The 21117-nt window shown below is 57.5% G+C and carries 18 protein-coding genes and 1 tRNA gene; 5 read left to right on the top strand and 14 right to left on the bottom strand.

Translation table 11 applies throughout. The annotated features are described in order from the left end of the window. Positions 1-166: 166 nt before the first annotated feature. From KGD89_RS01520 to KGD89_RS01510, 3 genes are all read right to left on the bottom strand, one after another. A complete protein-coding gene (locus KGD89_RS01520) occupies positions 167-949 on the bottom strand; it encodes a MetQ/NlpA family ABC transporter substrate-binding protein (RefSeq protein WP_025258065.1) in 783 nt (260 codons plus the stop codon). 219 nt (positions 950-1168) lie between these two features. Continuing rightward, entirely contained in the window at positions 1169-2101 is a 933-nt protein-coding gene (locus tag KGD89_RS01515) for a sigma 54-interacting transcriptional regulator (RefSeq protein ID WP_025258064.1), read from the bottom strand. A 97-nt stretch (positions 2102-2198) separates the two neighbouring features. Continuing rightward, positions 2199-2780: an alpha/beta hydrolase gene (locus KGD89_RS01510; protein WP_025258063.1), complete on the bottom strand. Its 582-nt coding sequence runs from the start codon at positions 2778-2780 to the stop codon at positions 2199-2201. A gap of 389 nt (positions 2781-3169) precedes the next feature. Here KGD89_RS01510 and KGD89_RS01505 point away from each other — a divergent pair, with 389 nt between their 5' ends. Beyond that, positions 3170-4162 carry an AraC family transcriptional regulator gene (locus tag KGD89_RS01505; RefSeq protein WP_025258062.1) on the top strand — a complete coding sequence of 331 codons (993 nt, stop codon included), beginning with the start codon at positions 3170-3172 and terminating at the stop codon, positions 4160-4162. Between the two features lie 9 nt (positions 4163-4171). Here the strand turns inward: KGD89_RS01505 and KGD89_RS01500 are convergent, their stop codons facing one another. Then, positions 4172-4882 carry a Crp/Fnr family transcriptional regulator gene (locus KGD89_RS01500; protein WP_025258061.1) on the bottom strand — a complete coding sequence of 237 codons (711 nt, stop codon included), beginning with the start codon at positions 4880-4882 and terminating at the stop codon, positions 4172-4174. An 84-nt stretch (positions 4883-4966) separates the two neighbouring features. Between KGD89_RS01500 and KGD89_RS01495 the strand changes: the two genes are divergently transcribed. Further along, complete coding sequence (locus tag KGD89_RS01495) at positions 4967-5491, top strand: Mpo1 family 2-hydroxy fatty acid dioxygenase (RefSeq protein WP_025258060.1); 525 nt, start codon at positions 4967-4969, stop codon at positions 5489-5491. A 65-nt stretch (positions 5492-5556) separates the two neighbouring features. On the opposite strand, the gene KGD89_RS01490 is transcribed toward KGD89_RS01495, so the two are convergent. The 6 genes from KGD89_RS01490 to dibA form a co-directional block, all read right to left on the bottom strand. Beyond that, the gene (locus KGD89_RS01490) at positions 5557-6543 is read right to left on the bottom strand and encodes a sulfate/molybdate ABC transporter ATP-binding protein (protein WP_025258059.1); all 987 of its coding nucleotides are present in this window, start codon (positions 6541-6543) and stop codon (positions 5557-5559) included. Positions 6544-6546: 3 nt separating this feature from the next. Beyond that, complete coding sequence (gene cysW / locus KGD89_RS01485; RefSeq protein ID WP_025258058.1) at positions 6547-7419, bottom strand: sulfate ABC transporter permease subunit CysW; 873 nt, start codon at positions 7417-7419, stop codon at positions 6547-6549. A 10-nt stretch (positions 7420-7429) separates the two neighbouring features. Continuing rightward, entirely contained in the window at positions 7430-8251 is an 822-nt protein-coding gene (cysT, locus tag KGD89_RS01480; protein WP_025258057.1) for a sulfate ABC transporter permease subunit CysT, read from the bottom strand. Between the two features lie 104 nt (positions 8252-8355). Beyond that, positions 8356-9363, bottom strand: coding sequence for a sulfate ABC transporter substrate-binding protein (locus KGD89_RS01475; RefSeq protein WP_025258056.1), 1008 nt, complete (start codon positions 9361-9363; stop codon positions 8356-8358). Between the two features lie 145 nt (positions 9364-9508). Further along, positions 9509-9691 carry a sulfur starvation response protein OscA gene (gene oscA, locus KGD89_RS01470; RefSeq protein ID WP_025258055.1) on the bottom strand — a complete coding sequence of 61 codons (183 nt, stop codon included), beginning with the start codon at positions 9689-9691 and terminating at the stop codon, positions 9509-9511. Positions 9692-9897: 206 nt separating this feature from the next. Continuing rightward, the gene (gene dibA / locus KGD89_RS01465; protein WP_025258054.1) at positions 9898-11832 is read right to left on the bottom strand and encodes a phosphodiesterase DibA; all 1935 of its coding nucleotides are present in this window, start codon (positions 11830-11832) and stop codon (positions 9898-9900) included. 157 nt (positions 11833-11989) lie between these two features. Here dibA and desA point away from each other — a divergent pair, with 157 nt between their 5' ends. Further along, positions 11990-13174 carry a delta-9 fatty acid desaturase DesA gene (desA, locus tag KGD89_RS01460; RefSeq protein WP_025258053.1) on the top strand — a complete coding sequence of 395 codons (1185 nt, stop codon included), beginning with the start codon at positions 11990-11992 and terminating at the stop codon, positions 13172-13174. A 136-nt stretch (positions 13175-13310) separates the two neighbouring features. Continuing rightward, a complete protein-coding gene (locus KGD89_RS01455; protein ID WP_025258052.1) occupies positions 13311-14312 on the top strand; it encodes a GGDEF domain-containing protein in 1002 nt (333 codons plus the stop codon). Between the two features lie 32 nt (positions 14313-14344). Here the strand turns inward: KGD89_RS01455 and KGD89_RS01450 are convergent, their stop codons facing one another. The 3 genes from KGD89_RS01450 to gabD form a co-directional block, all read right to left on the bottom strand. Next, positions 14345-15730, bottom strand: a complete 1386-nt coding sequence (locus KGD89_RS01450; protein ID WP_038399732.1) for a response regulator — start codon at positions 15728-15730, stop codon at positions 14345-14347. Positions 15731-15890: 160 nt separating this feature from the next. Then, a complete protein-coding gene (gene gabT, locus KGD89_RS01445) occupies positions 15891-17171 on the bottom strand; it encodes a 4-aminobutyrate--2-oxoglutarate transaminase (protein ID WP_025258050.1) in 1281 nt (426 codons plus the stop codon). A 120-nt stretch (positions 17172-17291) separates the two neighbouring features. Then, positions 17292-18734, bottom strand: a complete 1443-nt coding sequence (gabD, locus tag KGD89_RS01440) for an NADP-dependent succinate-semialdehyde dehydrogenase (protein WP_025258049.1) — start codon at positions 18732-18734, stop codon at positions 17292-17294. A 474-nt stretch (positions 18735-19208) separates the two neighbouring features. Between gabD and KGD89_RS01435 the strand changes: the two genes are divergently transcribed. After that, positions 19209-19285, top strand: a tRNA-Arg gene (locus KGD89_RS01435). Positions 19286-19448: 163 nt separating this feature from the next. Here KGD89_RS01435 and KGD89_RS01430 read toward each other — a convergent pair. Next, a complete protein-coding gene (locus tag KGD89_RS01430; protein WP_143008713.1) occupies positions 19449-21101 on the bottom strand; it encodes a hypothetical protein in 1653 nt (550 codons plus the stop codon). Positions 21102-21117: the final 16 nt, after the last annotated feature.

Here is a 21117-nt window from a genome sequence, read left to right as displayed (position 1 = left end):
CAGAGTAATGCCGATCAGTTAAGGCACAAGCACAAACAATACCTGTGGGAGGCAGCTTGCTGGCGAAAAAGGCCTTGAAACTGGCCGATATTCTGCGTCGTATGCTGAAGTCGCCAGCAAGCTGCCTCCCACAACGGGAAAGGTATTAACCGAACCCGATCAACAATCAGAACGCTGGCAATACCGCGCCGTCGTACTTCTTGTTGATGAATTCCTTCACTTCAGGGCTGGTCAACGCCTTGGACAGCTTCTGGATAGCGTCGCTATTGGCGTTGTCTTCGCGAGTGACCAGGTAGTTCACGTAAGGCGAATCGGAGCCTTCAATGATCAGTGCATCCTTACGCGGGCTGAGCTTGGCTTCCAGCGCGTAGTTGGTGTTGATCAGCGCAAGGTCAACCTGGCCCAGAGAGCGCGGTAGCAAAGCCGATTCCAGCTCGCGGAACTTCAGTTTTTTCGGGTTGGTGGCGATGTCTTTTACCGTCGACAGGGCGTTGGTCGGGTCCTTGAGGGTAATCAGACCGCCCTTCTGCAGCAAAAGCAGTGCACGACCGCCGTTACTGGCTTCGTTTGGAATGGCAACGGTTGCGCCTTCTGGCAGATCGGCCAGGCTCTTGTGCTTGGAGGAGTAAGCACCGAAAGGTTCTACGTGAACGCCGACGCCGGTCACCAGTCTGGCGCCCTTGCCCTTGTTGAAGCCATCCAGGTAAGGCTTGGTCTGGAAGTAGTTGGCGTCCAGACGCTTCTCGTTGAGCTGCACGTTAGGCTGCACGTAATCGGTGAAGACCTTGACTTCCAGATCCACGCCTTCCTTGGCCAGAGTTGGCTTGATCAGCTCCAGAATTTCAGCGTGTGGGACAGGTGTCGCGCCAACCACCAGTTTTTCGCCAGCCTGAGCCAGGCCAATGGAAAGCGCAGCCGCCAGAGCGGTCAACAACAAGGTCTTTTTCATGCAATGTCCTTAGGAAATCAAAGTCGTGGAAACGACAGCTCACCAATGTGTTGCCCCCGATGCACAGGCTATCGGGGGCATGGAGCGGACATTACCGGGCTTTCTTATTCCTAGAAAAGATTTTTTTGATACGTCCTTATATCTGTTTGATTTTAACCACCGTATTGCACGCAAAAAAACGCCCCGTAAGGGGCGCAGGACAAAAACAGGGCTGACGTTTCAATCCTTGGACTGAATGCGCTCCAGCAACCGTTTGACGGCCAGAAGCTGTTCTTCCTTGGCATCCACCAGTATCTGGCCCACCAGCCGCTCGACCTCTGCAACCGGATTGGTGCTTTGTGGCAGGTTCAGGTGCTCCGGCAGAATCTCTTCGCCACTGCTGACCAGCAGCGCAAAGTGAATGACGTTTTCCAGTTCCCGTGTATTGCCGGGCCAGCTGTGGGATTGCAGGGCATGCTGCGCCTCATCGCTGAGCAACTGCACCGGCAGGTTCAGGCGCTGGCTGTAGATGCCCACGAAGTATTCCGCCAACGGCAGGATGTTGCCGGGCTGTTCGCGCAGGGCCGGCAGATCGAGCCGCCCTTCGCTCAGGTAGTGATAAAGCCGCTCGTGAAACTTCCCGGCTTCCACAGCCTGGGCCAGGTCGATACTGGTTGCAGCCACCAGCCGCACATCAACGGGGCTGGGTTGATGTGCGCCGACGCGGGTGACTTCATGGTTTTCCAGCGCCGACAGCAGCTTGATCTGAATCGGCAGCGGCAAGTCGCCGATTTCATCCAGATACAGCGTGCCGCCATTGGCCGATCCGAACCAGCCAGCACGGCTGCTCCCCGAAACGCTGTGGGCGCCTGCGGCATAGCCGAACAACTCCGCATCGGCGTAGGACGGGCTGATGGCACCGCAGTTGACCGACACGAACAGCCCGGAGCGGTCACTGCCACGGTGAATGTGCCGCGCCAGCAATTCCTTGCCGGTGCCGGATTCGCCGCGAATCAGAACCGGCAGCGAGCGCGGAGCCAGCTGTTCCATTTCTTCGCGCAACTGACGAGAACGTGGATCGATGAAAACCAGTGCTTTGGCGCGGATACTGAGGGGACTCTTGTCCGCCTCAGGGAACGTCAGCAGCGGCTGACCAAAATTTTCAAGGCTCATGACAAACTCCCGCCTGAGCCTTGCCAGACTCAAGCGTTAAAAACAGGCAGACCCGAAATGGCCCGACGAAAACGTGATATGGCCGCCAGGTATGAACTCATGCCCGACGACGTGCGTGCTGTTCCAAACGGTTCTGCAGGCGGTACAGGTAAGCGAAACCCTGCTCCCAGCGTTGATGACCCGACTTGACGTTGATATGCCCCGCCTGACTCAGGAACCCGACTTCCGCGCCCCAGTTGCGAGCCATTTCCAGGGCACGCTGGGAGCTGACGGCAGGGTCGTTGTCCGAGCTGACGATCTGCGTCGGGAACGGCAGGAGGTCCTGGGGAATCGGTGCAAAATTACGTAATGCAGGAGGGCAGTTGGGGCGCTCCACATCAGCGGGGGCCACCAACAGCGCACCATGCACCTGACGCAAGGACTCCAGCGGAGCCAATTGCGCCCAATGCGCAACGGTGATGCAACCCAGGCTATGAGCGATCAGGATCACCGGCGTGTCTTGCGCAGAAATCATGCGCTGCAACTCGCCAACCCAGTCCTCACGGCGCGGCTTGAGCCAGTCGTACTGCTCGACGCGCGCGCTGTTGGGGAGACTGGCCTGCCAGTGACTTTGCCAATGATCCTCAGGCGACCCTTGCCAGCCTGGCACGATCAGGTAACGGATCGACTCGTTATGCATGGGTTCGCCTCCTGCATGTGGGCACTCATGAAACGAGTATAGGGAGGAAACTTATATCCGATAAGGAATAAGTAGCTATTTATTAATAACCAAAACAAATATGAGACACAAAAAAAAGGAACCGCCCCCTGTCTCAAGGACGATCCCTCTAAAAATTGCTTTCAGGAAGGAAGATAAACCCGACGGGTTACAGGAAAGCTACAGTGGACAACGTGGCTCGATCACCCGCATCTTCATATGACTCGTTATGCATTCAGTCAGCCGGCACTTGCACAATTGTCATAAATGCTTCCATGCTCTGATTTCGGTATCGTGCAAAGGAGTTGCCATCGATACCTGTCGGAACCGCCCGACGTGAGTAACAATCGATGACAGGAAGGGTCATTCATATGCCCGAGTCAAACAGCTTTTCCACCTGGACCCGCGCCTTGCGCAAACAACTCGATGTTCTGGGCCTGGACAGCTTTGCGCTGTGCAAGGACGCCGGACTTGATCCCCACCTCATTGACGCTCCCAACGCCGAATACTCACCAGACGCAACCCATCGACTCTGGCAACTGGCGGTTGACGCCAGCCATGATCCGGCGCTGGGCTTGCGGGTCTCGCGCTTCGTCAGCCCGACCACCTTTCATGCACTGGGCTACACCCTGGTGGCCAGCGAGTCCTTGCGGGAAGTATTCGAGCGCATCGTGCGCTATCACTCGATGGCCGATGACGCACTGGCCTTGAGTTTCAAGCGAGTCGATGAGCACTACGAGCTTCGCTTCAATACACCGGCAGGTTCTGCGGCACCCGCCCATGAAGTGCTGGATGCGTTTGCCGCCATTTATGTGCGCACCTGCCGTAACCGGCTGGGCCGCAACTATGCCCCGCTGAGCGTCCACTTGCAGCGACCCGCACCCGCCAATCCCCAACCCTGGCAGGACTTCTTCCGAGCGCGACTGTACTTCTCGGCAACAGAAAACCTGCTGACATTCGCGTGCGCCGACTTCGACAGCCATCTGGACGACAACCCCTCGCAACTGAGCGAGCCACCCCACAATAGCGAACAGCTCCAGCCGCTGATCTGGGAACAGCGCGTACGCTCGGCCATCGAGAACCTGCTACCGGAAGGTGAGCCCTCGGCCGAAAGCATTGCCCAAGCCTTGAACCTGAGCCCGCGCAGCCTGCAACGGCACCTGGCCGACGAAGGCTGTCGCTATGACCTGCTGCTCAAGCAATGTCGCCAGAACCTGGCACTGCTGCACATGAGCGACCCACAGGTTTCCCTGAGCGAAGCCGCCTACCTGCTGGGCTTTGCCGATATCGACAGCCTGAACCGCGCCTTCAAACGCTGGACAGGACAAACGCCGGAGCAGTATCGAAATGAGTTGGCGAGGTGATTGTCGGGCTCAGCCCATAACCCTGGCCCGCGAGAAATTGGCAACCTTGCGCAACCCGACCACATCGAAGACTTCCACCTGTTCCTCGCCAAGGCGCACGATCTTGCGCTGATGCAGATCGTCGAGGGCTTCGAGTACGTCAGGTCGGGACAGCGACAAGGTGTTCGAGGCCAGGATGTCGTCCAGCGTGACAAGGCGTCGTGCGTGGCTCAAGTGCCCATAACCTTCGCACAGCAGCAACAGGCGCCAGGCCACGCGGGCACGGGCGGGCAGTTGCTTCATTTTCTCGGTGCCGGGCAAGGCCAGGCCCAGCTTGTGGCTGAGCAATGCCTCGAAGTAACGCCAGTGCTGCGGGTTCTTTTCGAGCCACTGGACGAGTGTTTCATGGGGGATCTGCAGGAAGATCGTCTGATCCACCGAGTACGCATCCAGCATGCGGGGCATGCCGTCAAACAGCGAGACTTCGCCAAACCAGTAAGGCGGCCGGACCTCCTTGAGCCGTGGCGCCAGGCGCTGTTCGTCAATGCCCCCCATGCGCACAGAACCTTCGAGCAGGACATAAAGCCCGCACGGAGGGTCACCTTTTTCAAACAGCAGTTTGCCGGGTGTCTTGCGCCGCTGCCGAGCAGCGTCAAGCAAGCTATCCTGCAAGTCGGCAGGTAAATAGGTAAACCAGTAATCGGACAGTAATCGTGACCGCCATCCCGCTCCATTTGTCATGTTTGCTCCCTTTTTTTCCAAACGCTCGTATTGCAAAAGCGATACGGTAGCCCAACCCGATAATCGTCTCAGGCAGGAATAATAATGAAAAACCTTGTCGATCATCTCAGCCAATACGCGGCGTATCACCGCGATTCACGCAATATCGTGACCCACTTCGTGGGAATACCCCTGATCGTGCTGGCTGTGGCGGTATTGCTGTCGCGTCCGGGCTGGGACGTGGGCGGGCTCTGGTTATCGCCTGCGGCGTTCGTGGCGCTGGCCTCGACTGTGTTCTATCTCAAGCTGGATCGGGCGCTGGGGCTGGTGATGGCTGTGATGCTCGGGCTTTGCATCTGGGCAGGTGCGAATCTGGCGCAACAGGCCACCATGGTCTGGCTGAGTGCGGGAGTCGGGTTGTTTGTAATCGGCTGGATCATCCAGTTCATAGGCCATTACTACGAAGGCCGCAAGCCGGCATTCATCGACGATGTGACGGGCCTGATCATCGGTCCATTATTCGTCGTGGCAGAACTGGCGTTTCTGGCGGGGATGCGCAAGCCATTGCAGCATGCGATCGAAGAGCGTGCAGGGCCGGTTCGGCGCAACACAGCAAAAGAAGCGGTGTAACGCTGTGTAGGAGCGCATTCATTCGCGAAAAAGTTCGCGAATGAATGCGCTCCTACAAGCATGTACTAGACGCCCGAAACCTTCTGCCAGACCTTCGGTTTGAAGAACAACGTCTCGCCCCGCGCCAGACCTACCAGGCTGTCGTGATCCTTCACCACTTCAACCTCGATCAGATCGCTCTGGCCTTCGGCCTTGAGGGTTATCCTCGTGGTGGCGCCCAACGGACGAATGTCGCGGACTTCAGCAGCGTGGTGGTCTTCCAGCTCCTGACGTGACAGCGAGACTTCGTGCGGACGGAACAGCACATGACCGTCGCCCAGGCTCAGGCGGTTCGAGTCGCCCAGGAAGTGATAGACGAAGTCGTTGGACGGCGCCTCGTAAACCTCACCCGGCGAGCCGATCTGTTCGATCACGCCCTTGTTCATCACCACGATGCGGTCTGCCACTTCCATAGCTTCTTCCTGGTCGTGGGTCACGAAGACCGACGTCAGGTTGATGTCTTCGTGCAGGCGCGCCAGCCAACGGCGCAGTTCTTTACGAACCTTGGCATCCAGCGCACCGAAGGGTTCGTCCAGCAACAGCACCTTGGGCTCGACCGCCAGGGCCCGCGCCAGGGCGATACGCTGGCGCTGACCACCGGAAAGCTGCTCGGGGTAACGGTCGGCCAGCCAGTCCAGTTGCACCATGTTCAACAGCTCATGAACCTTGGCGGCGATCTGGGTTTCGTTCGGACGCTGATTCTTGGGCTTCATGCGCAAGCCAAAGGCAACGTTGTCGAACACGGTCATGTGCCGGAACAGCGCATAGTGCTGGAATACGAACCCGACATTACGGTCGCGGACATCATGACCGGATACATCTTCACCGTGGAACACGATGCTGCCTGCATCCGGGGTTTCCAGACCGGCAATGATGCGCAGCAAGGTGGTCTTGCCGCAGCCTGACGGGCCGAGCAAGGCAACCAGCTCGCCACTCTGGATATCCAGATTGATAGCGTTCAGGGCCTTGAAGGCGTTGAAGTTCTTGCTGACGTTACGGACTTCGATCGACATGATTTATTCCTCCGCCGCGCTTTGGCGCAGACGGTTAATGCGGGATTCGCTCCACTGCTTGAGCAGCAGGATGAACAGCGCCAGGATCAGCAACAAGCTCGCCACGGCAAAGGCTGCCACGTGGTTGTACTCGTTGTAGAGGATTTCGACGTGCAGCGGCAGGGTATTGGTAACGCCGCGGATGTGGCCGGACACCACCGACACCGCACCGAACTCACCCATGGCCCGTGCGGTACAGAGCACCACGCCGTAGATCAGACCCCATTTGATATTGGGTACCGTGACGTGCCAGAACATCTGCCAGCCATTGGCGCCCAGAAGGCGTGCGGCCTCTTCTTCCTGGGTGCCCTGCTCCTGCATCAGCGGGATCAGTTCACGGGCCACGAAAGGCACGGTCACGAAAATGGTCGCCAGCACAATTCCCGGCAGAGCAAAGACGATCTGGATGTCATGGTCCTGCAACCATGGCCCGAACAGGCCCTGGGCGCCGAACATCAGCACATAGACCAGACCGGCGATGACCGGCGATACCGAGAACGGCAGGTCGATCAGGGTCACCAGAATGCTCTTGCCCCGGAACGAGTACTTACTCACGCACCAGGCGGCGCTGACGCCGAAGACCAGGTTGAGCGGGACCGAGATCAGCACCGCAATCACCGTCAGCTTGAGGGCCGACAGCGCATCGGGCTCAAGAATCGCGGAGAAGAACGCACCCAGACCGTTTTTCAGCCCCTGGGAAACCACGATGAACAGCGGCAGGCCCAGAAACAGGGCAAAGATCAGCCAGCCAAGACCGATCAGGATCCGGCGCGCTGTTGAATTGCCACGGCGTGCAGCGTTGGCATCGGCGGCGGCAGAAACAGATGAATAAGACATGCGCGCCTCCTCAGGATGGGGTTTCGATGCGCCGCTGCAACAAGTTGATCAGCAGCAACAGAATGAAGGAAACCACCAGCATCATCACGCCGATAGCCGTCGCACCGGTGTAGTCGTACTGGTCCAGTTTGACCATGATCAACAGCGGCAGGATTTCGGTTTTCATCGGCATGTTACCGGCGATGAAGATCACCGAGCCGTATTCCCCGACACCACGGGCGAAGGCCAGGGCAAACCCGGTCAGCCACGCGGGCAACAAGGCAGGCACCAGAATGTAGCGAAACACCTGCAAAGGGCGAGCGCCCAGACAGGCCGCCGCTTCTTCGACCTCACGGGGAATATCGGCCAGCACGGGCTGCACGGTACGCACCACAAACGGCATGGTCACGAACGTCAGCGCCAGGGTGATACCCAGCGGGGTGTAGGCAATCTTGAAGCCCAGATCCGTGGCGAACTGCCCGACCAGACCATTGGGCGCATAAAGCGCGGTCAGCGCGATACCGGCAACGGCGGTTGGCAGAGCGAACGGCAGATCGATCATCGCATCGATGATCTTGCGGCCGGGGAAGGTATAACGCACCAGCACCCAGGCCAGCAGCGTACCGATGACGCCATTGATCAGGGCTGCGTAGAACGCGGTACCGAAACTCAGCTTCAAGGCAGCAATCACGCGCGGAGCGGTGATGATGGTCCAGAACTGATCCCAGGTGAGCTGCGCGGCATGAACGAACATGGCCGCCAGCGGTATAAGCACAATCAGACTGAGGTACACCAAGGTGTAGCCCAGCGTCAGCCCGAAGCCGGGTATGACGGGGGAGATACGACGCGACATAAAAGTCCTTGGTTCCGCTTGCACAAAGCCCGGAAACGAATCCGGGCTAATGAACGTGTCCTGGACGGCACTGCTTTCGGGGCAGTACCGCCTGGTTGCACAGATTACTGCGCTTGGTAGATCTGGTCGAACACACCGCCGTCATTGAAAAATTTCGGCTGCGCAGTTTTCCAGCCGCCAAAGTCTTTGTCGATAGTGACCAGCTCCAGTTTCGGGAATTGCTTCTCGTACTTGGCGGCAACTTCCGGATCACGCGGGCGGTAGAAGTTCTTGGCTGCGATTTCCTGACCTGCCTTGCTGTACAGGTGCTTCAGGTATTCGGTAGCGATTTCGGTGTTGCCTTTCTTCTCGGCGTTCTTGTCGACGACCGCAACAGGCGGCTCGGCCAGGATCGACAGGGAAGGTACGACGATATCGAACTTGTCGTTGCCACCGTCTTCCTTCAGAGCCAGGAACGCTTCGTTTTCCCAGGCCAGCAACACGTCACCCTGACCGTTGTTGACGAAGGTAATGGTCGAACCGCGAGCACCAGTGTCCAGGATCGGCACGTGCTTGAACAAAGTCTGCACGTACTCCTTGGCCTTGGCTTCGCTGCCACCGGACTTCAGGCCATAGGCCCAGGCTGCCAGGAAGTTCCAGCGCGCACCGCCGCTGGTTTTAGGATTCGGAGTGATAACCGAAACATCCTTCTTGATCAGGTCACCCCAGTCCTTGATGCCTTTAGGGTTGCCCTTGCGCACCAGGAACACGATGGTCGAGGTGTAAGGCGTGCTGGCATCTGGCAGGCGAGTCTGCCAGTTCTCTGGCAGAGTCTTGCCCAGCTTGGCGATTTCATCGATATCACCAGCCAAAGCCAGGGTCACGACGTCAGCGCGCAGACCGTCGATGACCGCACGGCCTTGCTTGCCCGAACCACCGTGGGACTGCTTGACGGTGACGGTGTCGTCCGGATGAGCCTTTTTCCAGTAGCTGGCGAACTCTGCGTTGTACTCCTGATACAGCTCGCGTGTCGGATCATAGGACACGTTGAGCAATTCATAATCCTTTGCAACAGCGGAACCTGCAAAAACAGCGCTGGCCAGAGCAGCCAAAGCGAAACGGCGAATTGACATAAGGTGGAGCTCCTGGAAATTCTAAGTGTTGGCTTTTTTGGATTCTTCTTGGCGCTTCAAAACCGCATTCGGAAGGGAGCGCTGCTGTTCACGGGTGTATCAGGAGTCAAAGTGAAGCCCTCCGGTTAACCAGTCGGGTATGCAATCAGCTCGGCTTGGCGCCAGAGTTCTGCAAACGAAACTTTTCCTTACGCTCGATCTGAACCACTTGGGCGTTATGCACAGTGATTTCGACGGCGCCAAAACGCAGGTCACGCAGCGCACTCTGAATTTCACGCAGAATTGCTGCTTCGTCCTGACCGTCAACACTACGTAGAGATGCGCTCATAATCGTATTCCTTGAAATTTGAGAGGCCTGCCTGTCGCGACTGGGGGCGATGGCTTGTGGCGGTGAGGCAATATTAGATACGCAGAGTTATTCTTAAAAAGACTATTTAAGAATGCAGATATAACCAAAAGTCATTTGGCGTTGCAGCATGCAGCCGGAGCGCCTTGCACGCCCCGGCAGGCCTGGATTCCACAGGCGAAAATCCTTCAGATAACGCGCTGACGAAAGTCCGGCGCTCGCAACCAATCGATCTTTTCAGCAGGCATCGGCCGAGCGAACCAATAGCCCTGGCCAAGCTGGCAACCATTTTCCAGCAGAAAACCTGCCTGCTCGGCCTGCTCGATACCTTCAGCCAGCACCCGCATCCCCATGCTCCTGGCCAGGGCAATGATGATGCGCACAATCGCGATATCGTCCTCATCGACAGGCAAACCGGCAACGAACCCCTGATCGATTTTGAGTTTCTGTACGGGCATGCGCTTGAGCCGCAGCAACGATGAGTAGCCGGTGCCGAAATCATCGATGGCCAGGCTCAGGCCCAGATTGCGCAATCGATGCAGTTGTTCGATGGCCTGCTCGGGGTCGTCCATTACCGCACTTTCGGTAACTTCCAGCTCCAGAAAGCCAGGGTCGAGCCCGGTATCGCGCAGCACCTGAGCCACTTGCCGGTCCAGATCACCATGACTGAACAGCCGGCTGGAGATATTCACCGCAACAAATGACAGGTTGACGCCCTCTTCCAGCCAGGTGCGCATCTGTCGGCAGGCCGTGTTCAAGACCCAGGCATCGATATCGGCAATCAGGCCGCTCTGCTCGGCGATCGGAATGAATTCTCCCGGCGAAACCATGCCACGCCTTGGATGCTCCCAACGCACCAGAGCCTCAACCCCCTTGATACGGCTGTTCTGCAGGTCATGAATCGGCTGGTAGAACACCCGCAACTCCTGCTGCTCGATGGCCCGGTGCAACTCACTGGCCAGTTCAACCCGCTGCTGGGCATGCGCGGTGAGTTCTTCGGTATACAGCGCATAACCTTCGCGCCCGTCGCTCTTGGCCTTGAACAGGGCGGAATCTGCGTTGCGCAACAATTGCACCACCGTCAGCGCGTCGCCGGGGAACAGGCTGATGCCAATACTGGCGGTCATGAACAGCTCGTGATCGTCGAGCAGAAACGGCTTCTTGAAACTGTCGATGATCTGCTGGGCCAGGGCGGCGGCCTGCACGGTCTGCTGGCAGTTCTTCACCAGCAGCGCAAACTCGTCGCCGCCCAGTCGCGCCAGTGTCAATTCGCTGTCGAACAGGCTCTTCAGGCGCTCGGCCACTGCCTTGAGCACCTGATCGCCAACGCTGTGACCCAGGCTGTCATTGATGTTCTTGAAGTGGTCGAGGTCGATGAGCAGCAAGGCGCAACCGCGCTTGCTGGAACGGGCATGGGCCAGCGCCTGAGTGGCACGATCCGTGAACAGCAGCCGATTGGGCAGGTCTGTCAGGGCGTCGTAATGAGCCAGTTGGGCCAGTTCCTGCTCGGACCGCTTGATGGCCGTGATGTCCGAGAACACCGCCACGAAGTGCCTGATCTGGCCATCCTGATCCTTGATGCCACGAATGCTCTGCCACTGTGGATAAATGTCGCCGCTCTTGCGCCGGTTCCAGATTTCGCCACTCCATTGCCCGGCACTGAGAATGGAACGGTACATCTGCCGATAGAACTCGGGGCCGTGGCGCCCGGACTTGAACTTGCTCGGGTTGAAGCCCAGCACTTCATCGGCCTGATAGCCGGTGATTTCCATGAAGGCGCGGTTCACATGAACGATCAGGCCCTTTTCATCGGTTACCAATACCCCTTCGCGGGTACTGTCGAAGACCGCCGAAGCCAGCCGCAGGCGCTCCTGATCTTCCTCCTGCTGGCGACGCAATTGCGCGTCGATGCCCATGAACCTGAGCAATCGGCCACGGGCGATAAAAACCATGACCGCGCTGAGCACTACCCAGAGATAAACCCCAACCTGCTGCCAGAAAGCCAATCGAGCCGGTTCTTCGATCCAATGTGGCAGCAGCTCGTCGCACGCCACAAACCACAAAACAGAGGACAACCCGTACAAAAGCGCGGTCCGCAGGGCCTCATAAGAAGAATTGTTCATAAGAATGCATAAAGCCTTACAAAATGACCGGATTATAAAGCAAGAAACATCCTGCGACTCTTATCTAAAAGAGCGACTGGTTTTCTGTGAAAGCTAAGTGATAATGCGCTTGTTACTTTGTTTTTCACACGCGTCTCTACCGAGGGCCAAACAGCCTATGTGGTACAACGGTTTGCTCGACCTTTCCGTCTGGCAGTTAATAGCAGTCACGCTGGTAATGACCCACGTGACCATCGTCGGCGTTACGGTTTACCTGCATCGCTACTCCGCTCACCGCTCCCTGGAACTCAACGCCGGGCTCAAGCACTTCTTCCGTTTCTGGCTGTGGCTGACCACGGCGCAGAACACCCGCGAGTGGACAGCCATCCACCGCAAGCACCACGCAAAATGCGAAACCGCCGATGACCCGCACAGCCCGGTCGTCAAGGGCCTCTCCACCGTTCTGCGCAAGGGTGCAGAGCTGTATCGTGCCGAGGCGCAGAATCAGGACACCTTGCGCATCTACGGCAAGAACTGCCCCGAAGACTGGATCGAGCGCAACCTCTATTCGCGCTACAAGATGCTGGGCATCGCCCTGATGGCCGTCATCGACCTGGCGCTGTTCGGCGTGCTCGGTATCACCGTCTGGGCCGTGCAGATGATGTGGATTCCGTTCTGGGCCGCTGGCGTGGTCAACGGTCTGGGTCATGCCGTGGGCTATCGCAACTTCGAGTGCCGCGATGCGGCGACCAATCTGGTGCCATGGGGTATCGTGATCGGTGGCGAAGAACTGCACAACAACCATCACACCTATCCCAACTCGGCCAAGCTGTCGGTCAAGCCATGGGAGTTCGACATGGGCTGGGCCTGGATCAAGCTGTTCAGCGCGCTGCGTCTGGCCAAGGTCCAGCGAGTCGCGCCGATTGCCCACCGGGTCGAAGGCAAGGGCCATATGGACATGGACACCGCCATGGCGATCCTCAACAACCGCTTCCAGATCATGGCTCAGTACCGCAAGCTGGTCATCGGCCCGCTGGTTGCACAGGAGCTGGCCAAGGCCGACGCCTCGGTGCGTCACCAGTTCCACCGCGCCAAACGTCTGCTTTCCCGGGAAACCAGCCTGCTGGAGGACAAGCATCACGTACGCATCCAGGCCATGCTCGAACACAGTCATGCCCTGAAAGTGATCTACGAGAAACGCCTTGCCCTGCAACAGATCTGGCTCAAGACCAGCAGCAACGGCCATGACATGCTCAGCGCCATCAAGGACTGGGTACAGGAAGCCGAGGCCAGCGGTATTCAGTCACTGCGCGACTTTGCAGATCAGCTGAAAACCTACTCCCTGCGCCCCGCTCAAGCCTGACACCGTTGATCGGCGTGCCCACCTGGGCGCGCCGATACCGGAACTTCCCTCCTGAAAATCAATCTCAAAGGCTTCCCCATAATCCGTTTGGGTGGATGCTGCGGCCTTGGCCGCACGTCATTTGAGATGCCGCACGATGGAAAAGCAGACAGCAATCGCCCTACCCACGGCTACGCAAATAGCCGAGATGCCTGCGGCAGCAGAAACCCTGCTGGCCCTGATGCATGCCCAGGCAGAAGTAGCTCGCCTGAGCGAGCGCGAACAACTCTTCAGTTCACTGCTGGTGAGCGTCAATGCCGTACTGTGGGCATTCGACTGGGAAACCCAGCGCATGGTCTATGTCAGCCCTGCCTACGAGAAGATATTCGGTCGCTCGGCAGGCCTGCTGCTGGCTGACTTCGCGGAATGGCGCGACAGTATCTATCCCGATGACCTGAACTACGCCGAACGCAGCCTGAGCGACGTCATCGAAAAAGGCTCCATCGAAGATCGCGAATACCGGATCATCCGGGCCGATGGCGAGATCCGCTGGCTGAGCGACAAATGCTTCGTCAGCCACCGCACCGATCCCAGCCAGCGCCTGATAGTGGTCGGCATCGCCGAAGACATCACCGAGAAAAAACACCTCGAAGACGAACTGCAGCGCCTGGCAACCACCGACGTGTTGACCCAGAGCAGCAACCGTCGTCACTTCTTCGAGTGCGCCCAGCGCGAGTTCGAGCTGGCACGGCTCAATGACACACCATTGGCCTTTCTGCTGCTGGACGTCGATGACTTCAAACTGGTCAACGATACCTACGGCCACCAGGAAGGTGATGTGGTGCTGCAGCGTATCGCCGAAAGCGGCCGCTCGGCGCTACGTCGCGGTGATCTGTTCGGGCGTATTGGCGGTGAAGAGTTTGCAGCGGTATTTCCTGGTTGCGCCCCTGAGATGGCCATGCAGATCGCCGAGCGCCTGCAACGTGAAATCCAGCGCCAGAGCTTCCAGTGCAATAACACCACGTTCGGTATCACCGCCAGCCAGGGCCTGACCAACCTGGGCCCGGAAGACACCAGCCTGGAAGCGCTCTATGCACGAGCGGATGCGGCGATGTATCAGGCAAAGCGTCAGGGCAAGAACCAGATTGTTCTGGTGTGAGGCCTTCTCGAATGAACTCATTCGAGAAGGCCTCACCCCTTCGGCAACTCCTGAACCCCGACGCCCGGGTCTTCCACACTGGCAACTCCCGGATCCACAGGCTCTGACGTAATATCCAGCAGGTCCCTATCAGCCTCTTGTTCAGGCTCAGGCTCTGCCACTTCAGCCACCACCGGCGCCAGCAGGCTTGGGTCGGTTACGCCCGTGAGCTTCTTGCGCAGACGCTGCAAGTCCCCAACGCTCAATTTCAGCAGCTTGGCAGACTTGGTCTTGACCAGCGTCGTCACGCTTTCATGCTCCCCCAGACGGGCCATTTGCCCGGCGAGGTTCATGGCCAGCACTTCACGGGTGTAGATGCCGGTGTTGTACTGATACACCGCCGCAATCAGCTCACGCAGCTCAAGCGGCAGACGCCAGCGAGTGCGCAAGGCTGAGCCGTAGGCAGCAGAGTATTGTTCCAGAGATTGCCTGATCACCTCTTCGTCCAGATGACCGCCTGCCAGCAACCACTCCTGCAGACAGCCCAGCACCGCCAGATCTCCCAGCGACTGCAGCAAACCCGCGCAGAAGCATCGCTCGACATCGAGTTCCAGCATGCCACCCAGAATGCGTGCGTAATCAGCTGTGCGTTGCGACATTGTCCAGAACTTGCTGGCCTCGACCAGCAGTGCATCGTTTGTCAGCACCGCCATGCGCTTCTTGGCAAGGGCGGTCACGATACTCGCACTCTGTACCGCCCCCAGCACACCAATGGCCAACCCCAGGGTCTGGACAGGCTTGCCCAGGTGCTGCGCCGCGCTATTGGCGGCCGCGATCAGTACCGCCGTAATGTGAGGGTCGTTGCGCAACTCCTGCTCGAGCAAGGCAGCATCAATGCTACCGCCACTCTGGCTGAGCTTGAGCGCGGTGGCGACATCCACAAACAGTGGCGCGCCATCAGCCACATCACGTCTTTTTTCGAGAAACTTGGTCAGGGTCAACCCGGGTGTCAGTGCAGGCATCTCACCCGGCACGGGTGCACGACGTTCCAGCAACAGGCCTTCAAGGCGCTGACGCAGCCCTTCGGTATTCAGAGGTTTGGTCAGGTAAGCCGTAGGCGCAAGCGGCAGGACTTCGCGCACGCTGGCGCTGTCGCTACGGTTGCTGAGCAGAATAAAAGGAATGGGAGGCTGACGACGCAAGGCGCGGATGCCCCGCAGCAGACTCAAACCGTCGATAACCGGCAACTCCCTGGCCGCTACCACCAGGTCCGGCAGATGTTTCTTGATCCATTCAACGGCCTGCTTGCCGTCGCTGCACATCTCCAATTCGACGTCAGCCCGCACGCTCAACACCAGATCACTGAGGGTTTCGCGAACCCATGGATCCGATTCAGCAATCAATACGCGAGGCATCGCAGTCAAATCTACAGCAGTCATCAGAACTCTCCGACATCGATTCGCTCACCTTAGCCAAAGCCTTCGTCCGGATATATAGCTGTAAGCGATAAATCCTGTTCTCAAGACGAAAAAACCCTGCCGAGGCAGGGTTTTTTCTGTCTGTCTGGTCACAAATCACTCAATCTGTAACCGCACTTTTTCAGGCCAGCTCTGCGAAACACTCTTCCAGAATAGCCAGACCTTTGTTCAGCAGCTCATCCTCGGCCGTCAGAGGCACCAGAACGCGCAGGACGTTGCCATAAGTACCGCACGACAACAGGATCAGACCCTTGTCACGGGCCTTGGCCACAACCTGAGCGACAGCAGCAGCGTTTGGCTTGTGGCTGTCACCATCTTCAAAAAGCTCGACAGCGATCATTGCGCCCAAGGCACGAACTTCGCCGATGACCGGGTATTTGGCCTGGATGGCTTTCAGACCGGAAACCAGGTGCTCACCCACTGTGTTGCAGCGCGCCAGCAGGTTTTCCTCTTCAAACACTTCCAGAACAGCCAGGGCCGCGGCACAGGCTACCGGGCTGCCGGCATAAGTACCGCCCAGACCGCCTGGAGCGATGGCATCCATGTACTCGGCCTTGCCGCAAACGCCCGCCAGCGGGAAACCGCCTGCGATGGACTTGGCAAAGGTGGTCAGATCGGCAGCAACGCCCATCTGCTCCATGGCGAAGAAAGTGCCGGTACGGCCAGCGCCAGTCTGCACTTCATCAGCGATGAGCAGAATGCCGTGCTTGTCGCACAGCTCACGCAGACGCAGCATGAACGCCTTCGGTGCCACATAGAAACCACCTTCGCCCTGCACAGGCTCGATGATGATAGCGGCAATATCCTTGGGCTCTGCGTCGTTCTTGAAGATGCGCTCGATGCTGGCAATGGAGTCATCAACGCTCACACCATGCAGCTCGCACGGGTAAAGGGCGCGGAACACACCGCCCGGCATCAGGCCCATGCCGGCCGAGTAAGGCACGACTTTACCAGTCAGCCCCAGGGTCATCATGGTACGACCGTGATAGGCACCGGTGAAGGCAATCACGCCTGCGCGGCCAGTCGCTGCGCGAGCGATCTTGACGGCGTTTTCCACAGCTTCGGAACCGGTGGTCACCAGCAGGGTTTTCTTGGCGAAATCACCTGGAACCCGAGCGTTGATTTTTTCGCACAGCTCTACATACGGCTCGTAAGCCAGTACCTGGAAGCAGGTGTGAGACAGCTTGGTCAGTTGCTCTTGTACGGCGGCGATGATTTTCGGGTGCAGGTGACCGGTGTTCAGTACTGCGATACCGCCCGCGAAGTCGATGAACTCACGACCTTCGACGTCGGTAACGGTGGCGTTCTTTGCCGATGCGGCAAAGATCGGGTGGATCTGACCAACGCCACGTGGGACAGCGTTCTGGCGGCGTTGCATCAAGGATTCGTTTGTATTGCTCATGTATTCCTCATTCGCCGCTCATCGGTCGGCGTAGTTCAAGGATTAAGCAGCCGGGGTGGGCTGCAGCAGCATACGATGATCGACTGCTGCAACGCCCGGCTACCGGTCAAGCCCGCAGCGTCAAACGCTCAGGCACAGGTATTTGATTTCCAGATAGTCTTCGATGCCGTACTTGGAGCCTTCGCGGCCCAGCCCCGAGGACTTGATGCCACCGAACGGAGCCAGTTCGTTGGAGATCAGGCCGGTGTTAATACCCACCATGCCGTACTCCAGCGCTTCGGCCACACGGAACACGCGGCTCATGTTCTGAGCATAGAAGTAGGAAGCCAGACCGAACTCGGTATCGTTGGCCAGCGCGATCACTTCAGCCTCGTCCTTGAAGCGGAACAGCGGCGCCAGCGGACCGAAGGTTTCTTCCTTCGCCACAGCGGCATCCTTGGGCACATTGACCAGAATGGTCGGCTCAAAGAAGGTACCTTCCAGGCTATTGCCGCCGAACAGCACTTTCGCGCCTTTGCCGACAGCATCGGCAATATGCTCTTTAACCTTGGCAACGGCCTTCTCGTCGATCAGCGGGCCGGTGGTAATGCCTTCTTCCAGACCGTTACCGATCTTGAGCTTGGCAACTGCGGCCTGAAGCTTCTCGGCGAATGCATCGTAAACGGCGTCCTGCACATAGATACGGTTGGCGCAGACGCAGGTCTGACCGTTGTTGCGGTACTTGGAGATGATCGCGCCATCGACGGCCTTGTCCAGGTCAGCATCGTCGAACACGATGAAGGGCGCGTTACCGCCCAGCTCCAGCGACACTTTCTTGATGTCCTGCGCACATTCAGCCATCAACTGGCGACCGATTTCGGTCGAGCCGGTAAAGGACAGCTTGCGCACGATCGGGTTGCCAGTAAGCTCGCTGCCGATATCGCCAGCGCTGCCCGTCACCACGCTGAACACGCCAGCAGGGATGCCAGCACGCTCAGCCAGCTCAGCCAGGGCCAGTGCAGAATAAGGGGTCTGCGAAGCGGGCTTGAGCACCATGGTGCAGCCGGCGGCCAGAGCTGGACCGGCCTTGCGGGTGATCATCGCGGCCGGGAAGTTCCACGGCGTAATGGCAGCTGTCACACCAATCGGCTGCTTGAGCACGATCAGGCGCTTGTCCGGCTGATGGCCCGGAATCACGTCGCCATAGACACGCTTGGCTTCTTCGGCAAACCACTCGATAAAGGAAGCTGCATAAGCAATCTCGCCCTTGGCCTCGGCCAGCGGCTTGCCTTGCTCCAGCGTCATCAGACGGCCCAAGTCATCCTGATTCTCGATCATCAGCTCGAACCAGCGGCGCAGCTTGTTGCCACGCTCCTTGGCGGTCAGGGCACGCCAGGCTGGCAGCGCCTTGTCGGCTGCTTCGATGGCACGGCGGGTTTCGGCAGCGCCCATCTTTGGCACGGTACCGAGAATTTCATGGGTCGCCGGGTTATTGACCTTGATCGTCTGACCACCGTCCGCATCCAGCCACTGGCCGTTGATATAGGCTTGCTGGCGGAACAGTTTGGAATCTTTGAGCTGCATGTCGGCCTCCTAAACAGCACCGCACAAGGGCGGAGCGAACTATTGAATATCGATGCACCCCGTTTGGAAGCCATCGCCAGGAAAACATTCCATCGGCCTCAGCGACGCATGTCGCGGAAAAACGGGAAGACCGAACAAGAGCGTTTGAAATCTCAAACGAATCCTAGGGACTGCTGGGGTAAAGGACAATAGGCTGTTCAAAAAAAAGAACAGGCCGACAATGGAAAGATGAACGTCCCTGGCTATTGGAAGCTCTTGAGCACCGTCAGCAGGCTTGCAAGGTTGTCAGGCGCCCTAGACTGGCCAACCGCCTCAGTCGCCTTGGCAGCGCAGGTGGTGTCGAGGCTGTAAAGTGGGCGAGTCGCCAAAAGAGCATAGATGTGAAACCACAGAAGCAAAAGTCGCGTTTTCCCACCAGAAGCTAAAGCCAGCATGGACGCCCGCCCGTCAGATGAGTATCATGGCGCCCGCGTTGCACTCGTAGCTCAGCTGGATAGAGTACTGCCCTCCGAAGGCAGGGGTCGTGGGTTCGAATCCCGCCGAGTGCGCCATCTTCCTTTCCCTTGGTTCCAAGGGTTGCCGCTTCAGCCGAAAACTCTCTTGCTGCTCAACCAGAACCGCCAATGCTGACGGGCTAGTTATATCCTGTGCGTAATCGCTGAGCGCAAACCCCACCTTGAAGCAGGTGGGGTATGAAGTCACTTGATGCGAACTCTAGACGTGCTGGGCCGCGCTCACTTCAGTGAAGTCTTGAGCATGCCGGACAGCGGTACGGCGCCTGTGAAAAATATAGAGCGCCGTGAGTATCCAGAACGAAATCATGGTTTCCAGAAAGCTGAAAACCTGGTTATTCGCCGGGATATACAAGAACATGATGGCAAATAACGGCAGCAGCATTTTCGCAAAGAAGTCATCATCATTGACCACGGCAAGGTAAACGTTTGCGAAATACCAGCCCAGGATCAACATGACAATCGACACGCCAAAGAAGCCGACATCATTTGCCATGTAGCTGTAGAACGAATGCCAGTAAACATTCTCGTCCCACCGTGCGGTAATTTTGCGCTGGAACGTTCTATCCCTTACATCAATGCCAAGGTGCTCGGCGAAAACTCGCTGCAGGAATACCGAATGCCCGATGCCATATGAGCTATCGAATTTCTCTCCAAGCGCAATGGATACGCCTTGGTAGCCCTGAACCAGATAGACGGTCAGCTTTTCATAGAAGTCGGTAAGGTTGGACTTCTCAGGTACGACTGCGACTGCAACCTGGGCAGGCACATCTGCCACTTTGGCAATCTGTGGCAAGGCCGCAGTTTCGATCTTCGCAGGCAACTCCGGAGTCATCGCCTTTGCCGGTAAAGGTGCTGTATTGCTCTTCGCTGTAGCTTCCTTGTTATCAACCGTCGCTGGCAAGGCTACAACATTGGTCTTGGCAGGCCGCACAGTAATATCGACGCTTTCCGGTACGGCTGGAGCAGTGTCTTTCACAGGCGAGTCTGCACCCTTGGCTTTCTCAGCCGGATCCAGATCGCTTTTGAACACACTTCCCGTTTCATTCAAGTAGCTGAACGAAACCGGCTTTTCGTCTTCAAAGAAAACCTTGTAAGGCGATACTCCGGATTTGACGCTATAAAACTGCCAGAACGAGAACAGGAATATAAAGACCAGGAAGAACAGAAAGGTCTTGCGCCGTCCGAGTTCGACAAAAAACCCGGCAGACTTATTCGAAATAACCACACCAAACAAGCAAACCGACACAACAAACAGGTAATAAAAATTGATTGCGCTCAGACTGGAGATGATACCCGTGCACAACGGAAGCATGACCACCAGAAAACCCACAAGCTTGCGCGTGGTACTCAGCCGGTCCCAGAAGAACACCAGGCCTGGCAACAGGACGTACTTGAACACTCCGAAAAACAGGAGCATTCCTGTTACATAGGCATTCCCCGAAAACCCTTCTCTTGAGGCAGCAGAAGCATAAAAACTTCTCACCTCAGCAGGCGCCAATAACCCCTTAAGCAACTCCGAGAAAAAACCGGTGGGGAAATATGATCTGGAAAGCGTCGTATTGCGATGAAGGATAACCATCGCAATGAAAGCGAAGACGATAATAATCCAGTAATATCTCAAAAACAGATTATCACCGTTCGGTTCAACAGCCCTGTCCGGCTGTTTTAGCGAGAAACGGCAGGAAAGAAGATACCCGGCGATAAAAAACGCGTGATACAGGGATACGACAAAAAGGAATTCTTTTTTGTTTTCGACAGGCCAGATCACCGGACCGAAAAAAAACAGCCACAGCGTGAAGAGCAGATAGCTTTCAACAAGTAAAAGCGGTATGTAAAATTTAGCAGTTTTCATCCAGCCCACCGAAGAA

Source organism: Pseudomonas cichorii (genome assembly GCF_018343775.1).
In the GTDB taxonomy this organism is placed as follows: Bacteria; Pseudomonadota; Gammaproteobacteria; order Pseudomonadales; family Pseudomonadaceae; genus Aquipseudomonas; species Aquipseudomonas cichorii.
Note: the sequence above shows the minus strand (reverse complement) of the source record. Positions and strands in the feature narration are given on the sequence as shown.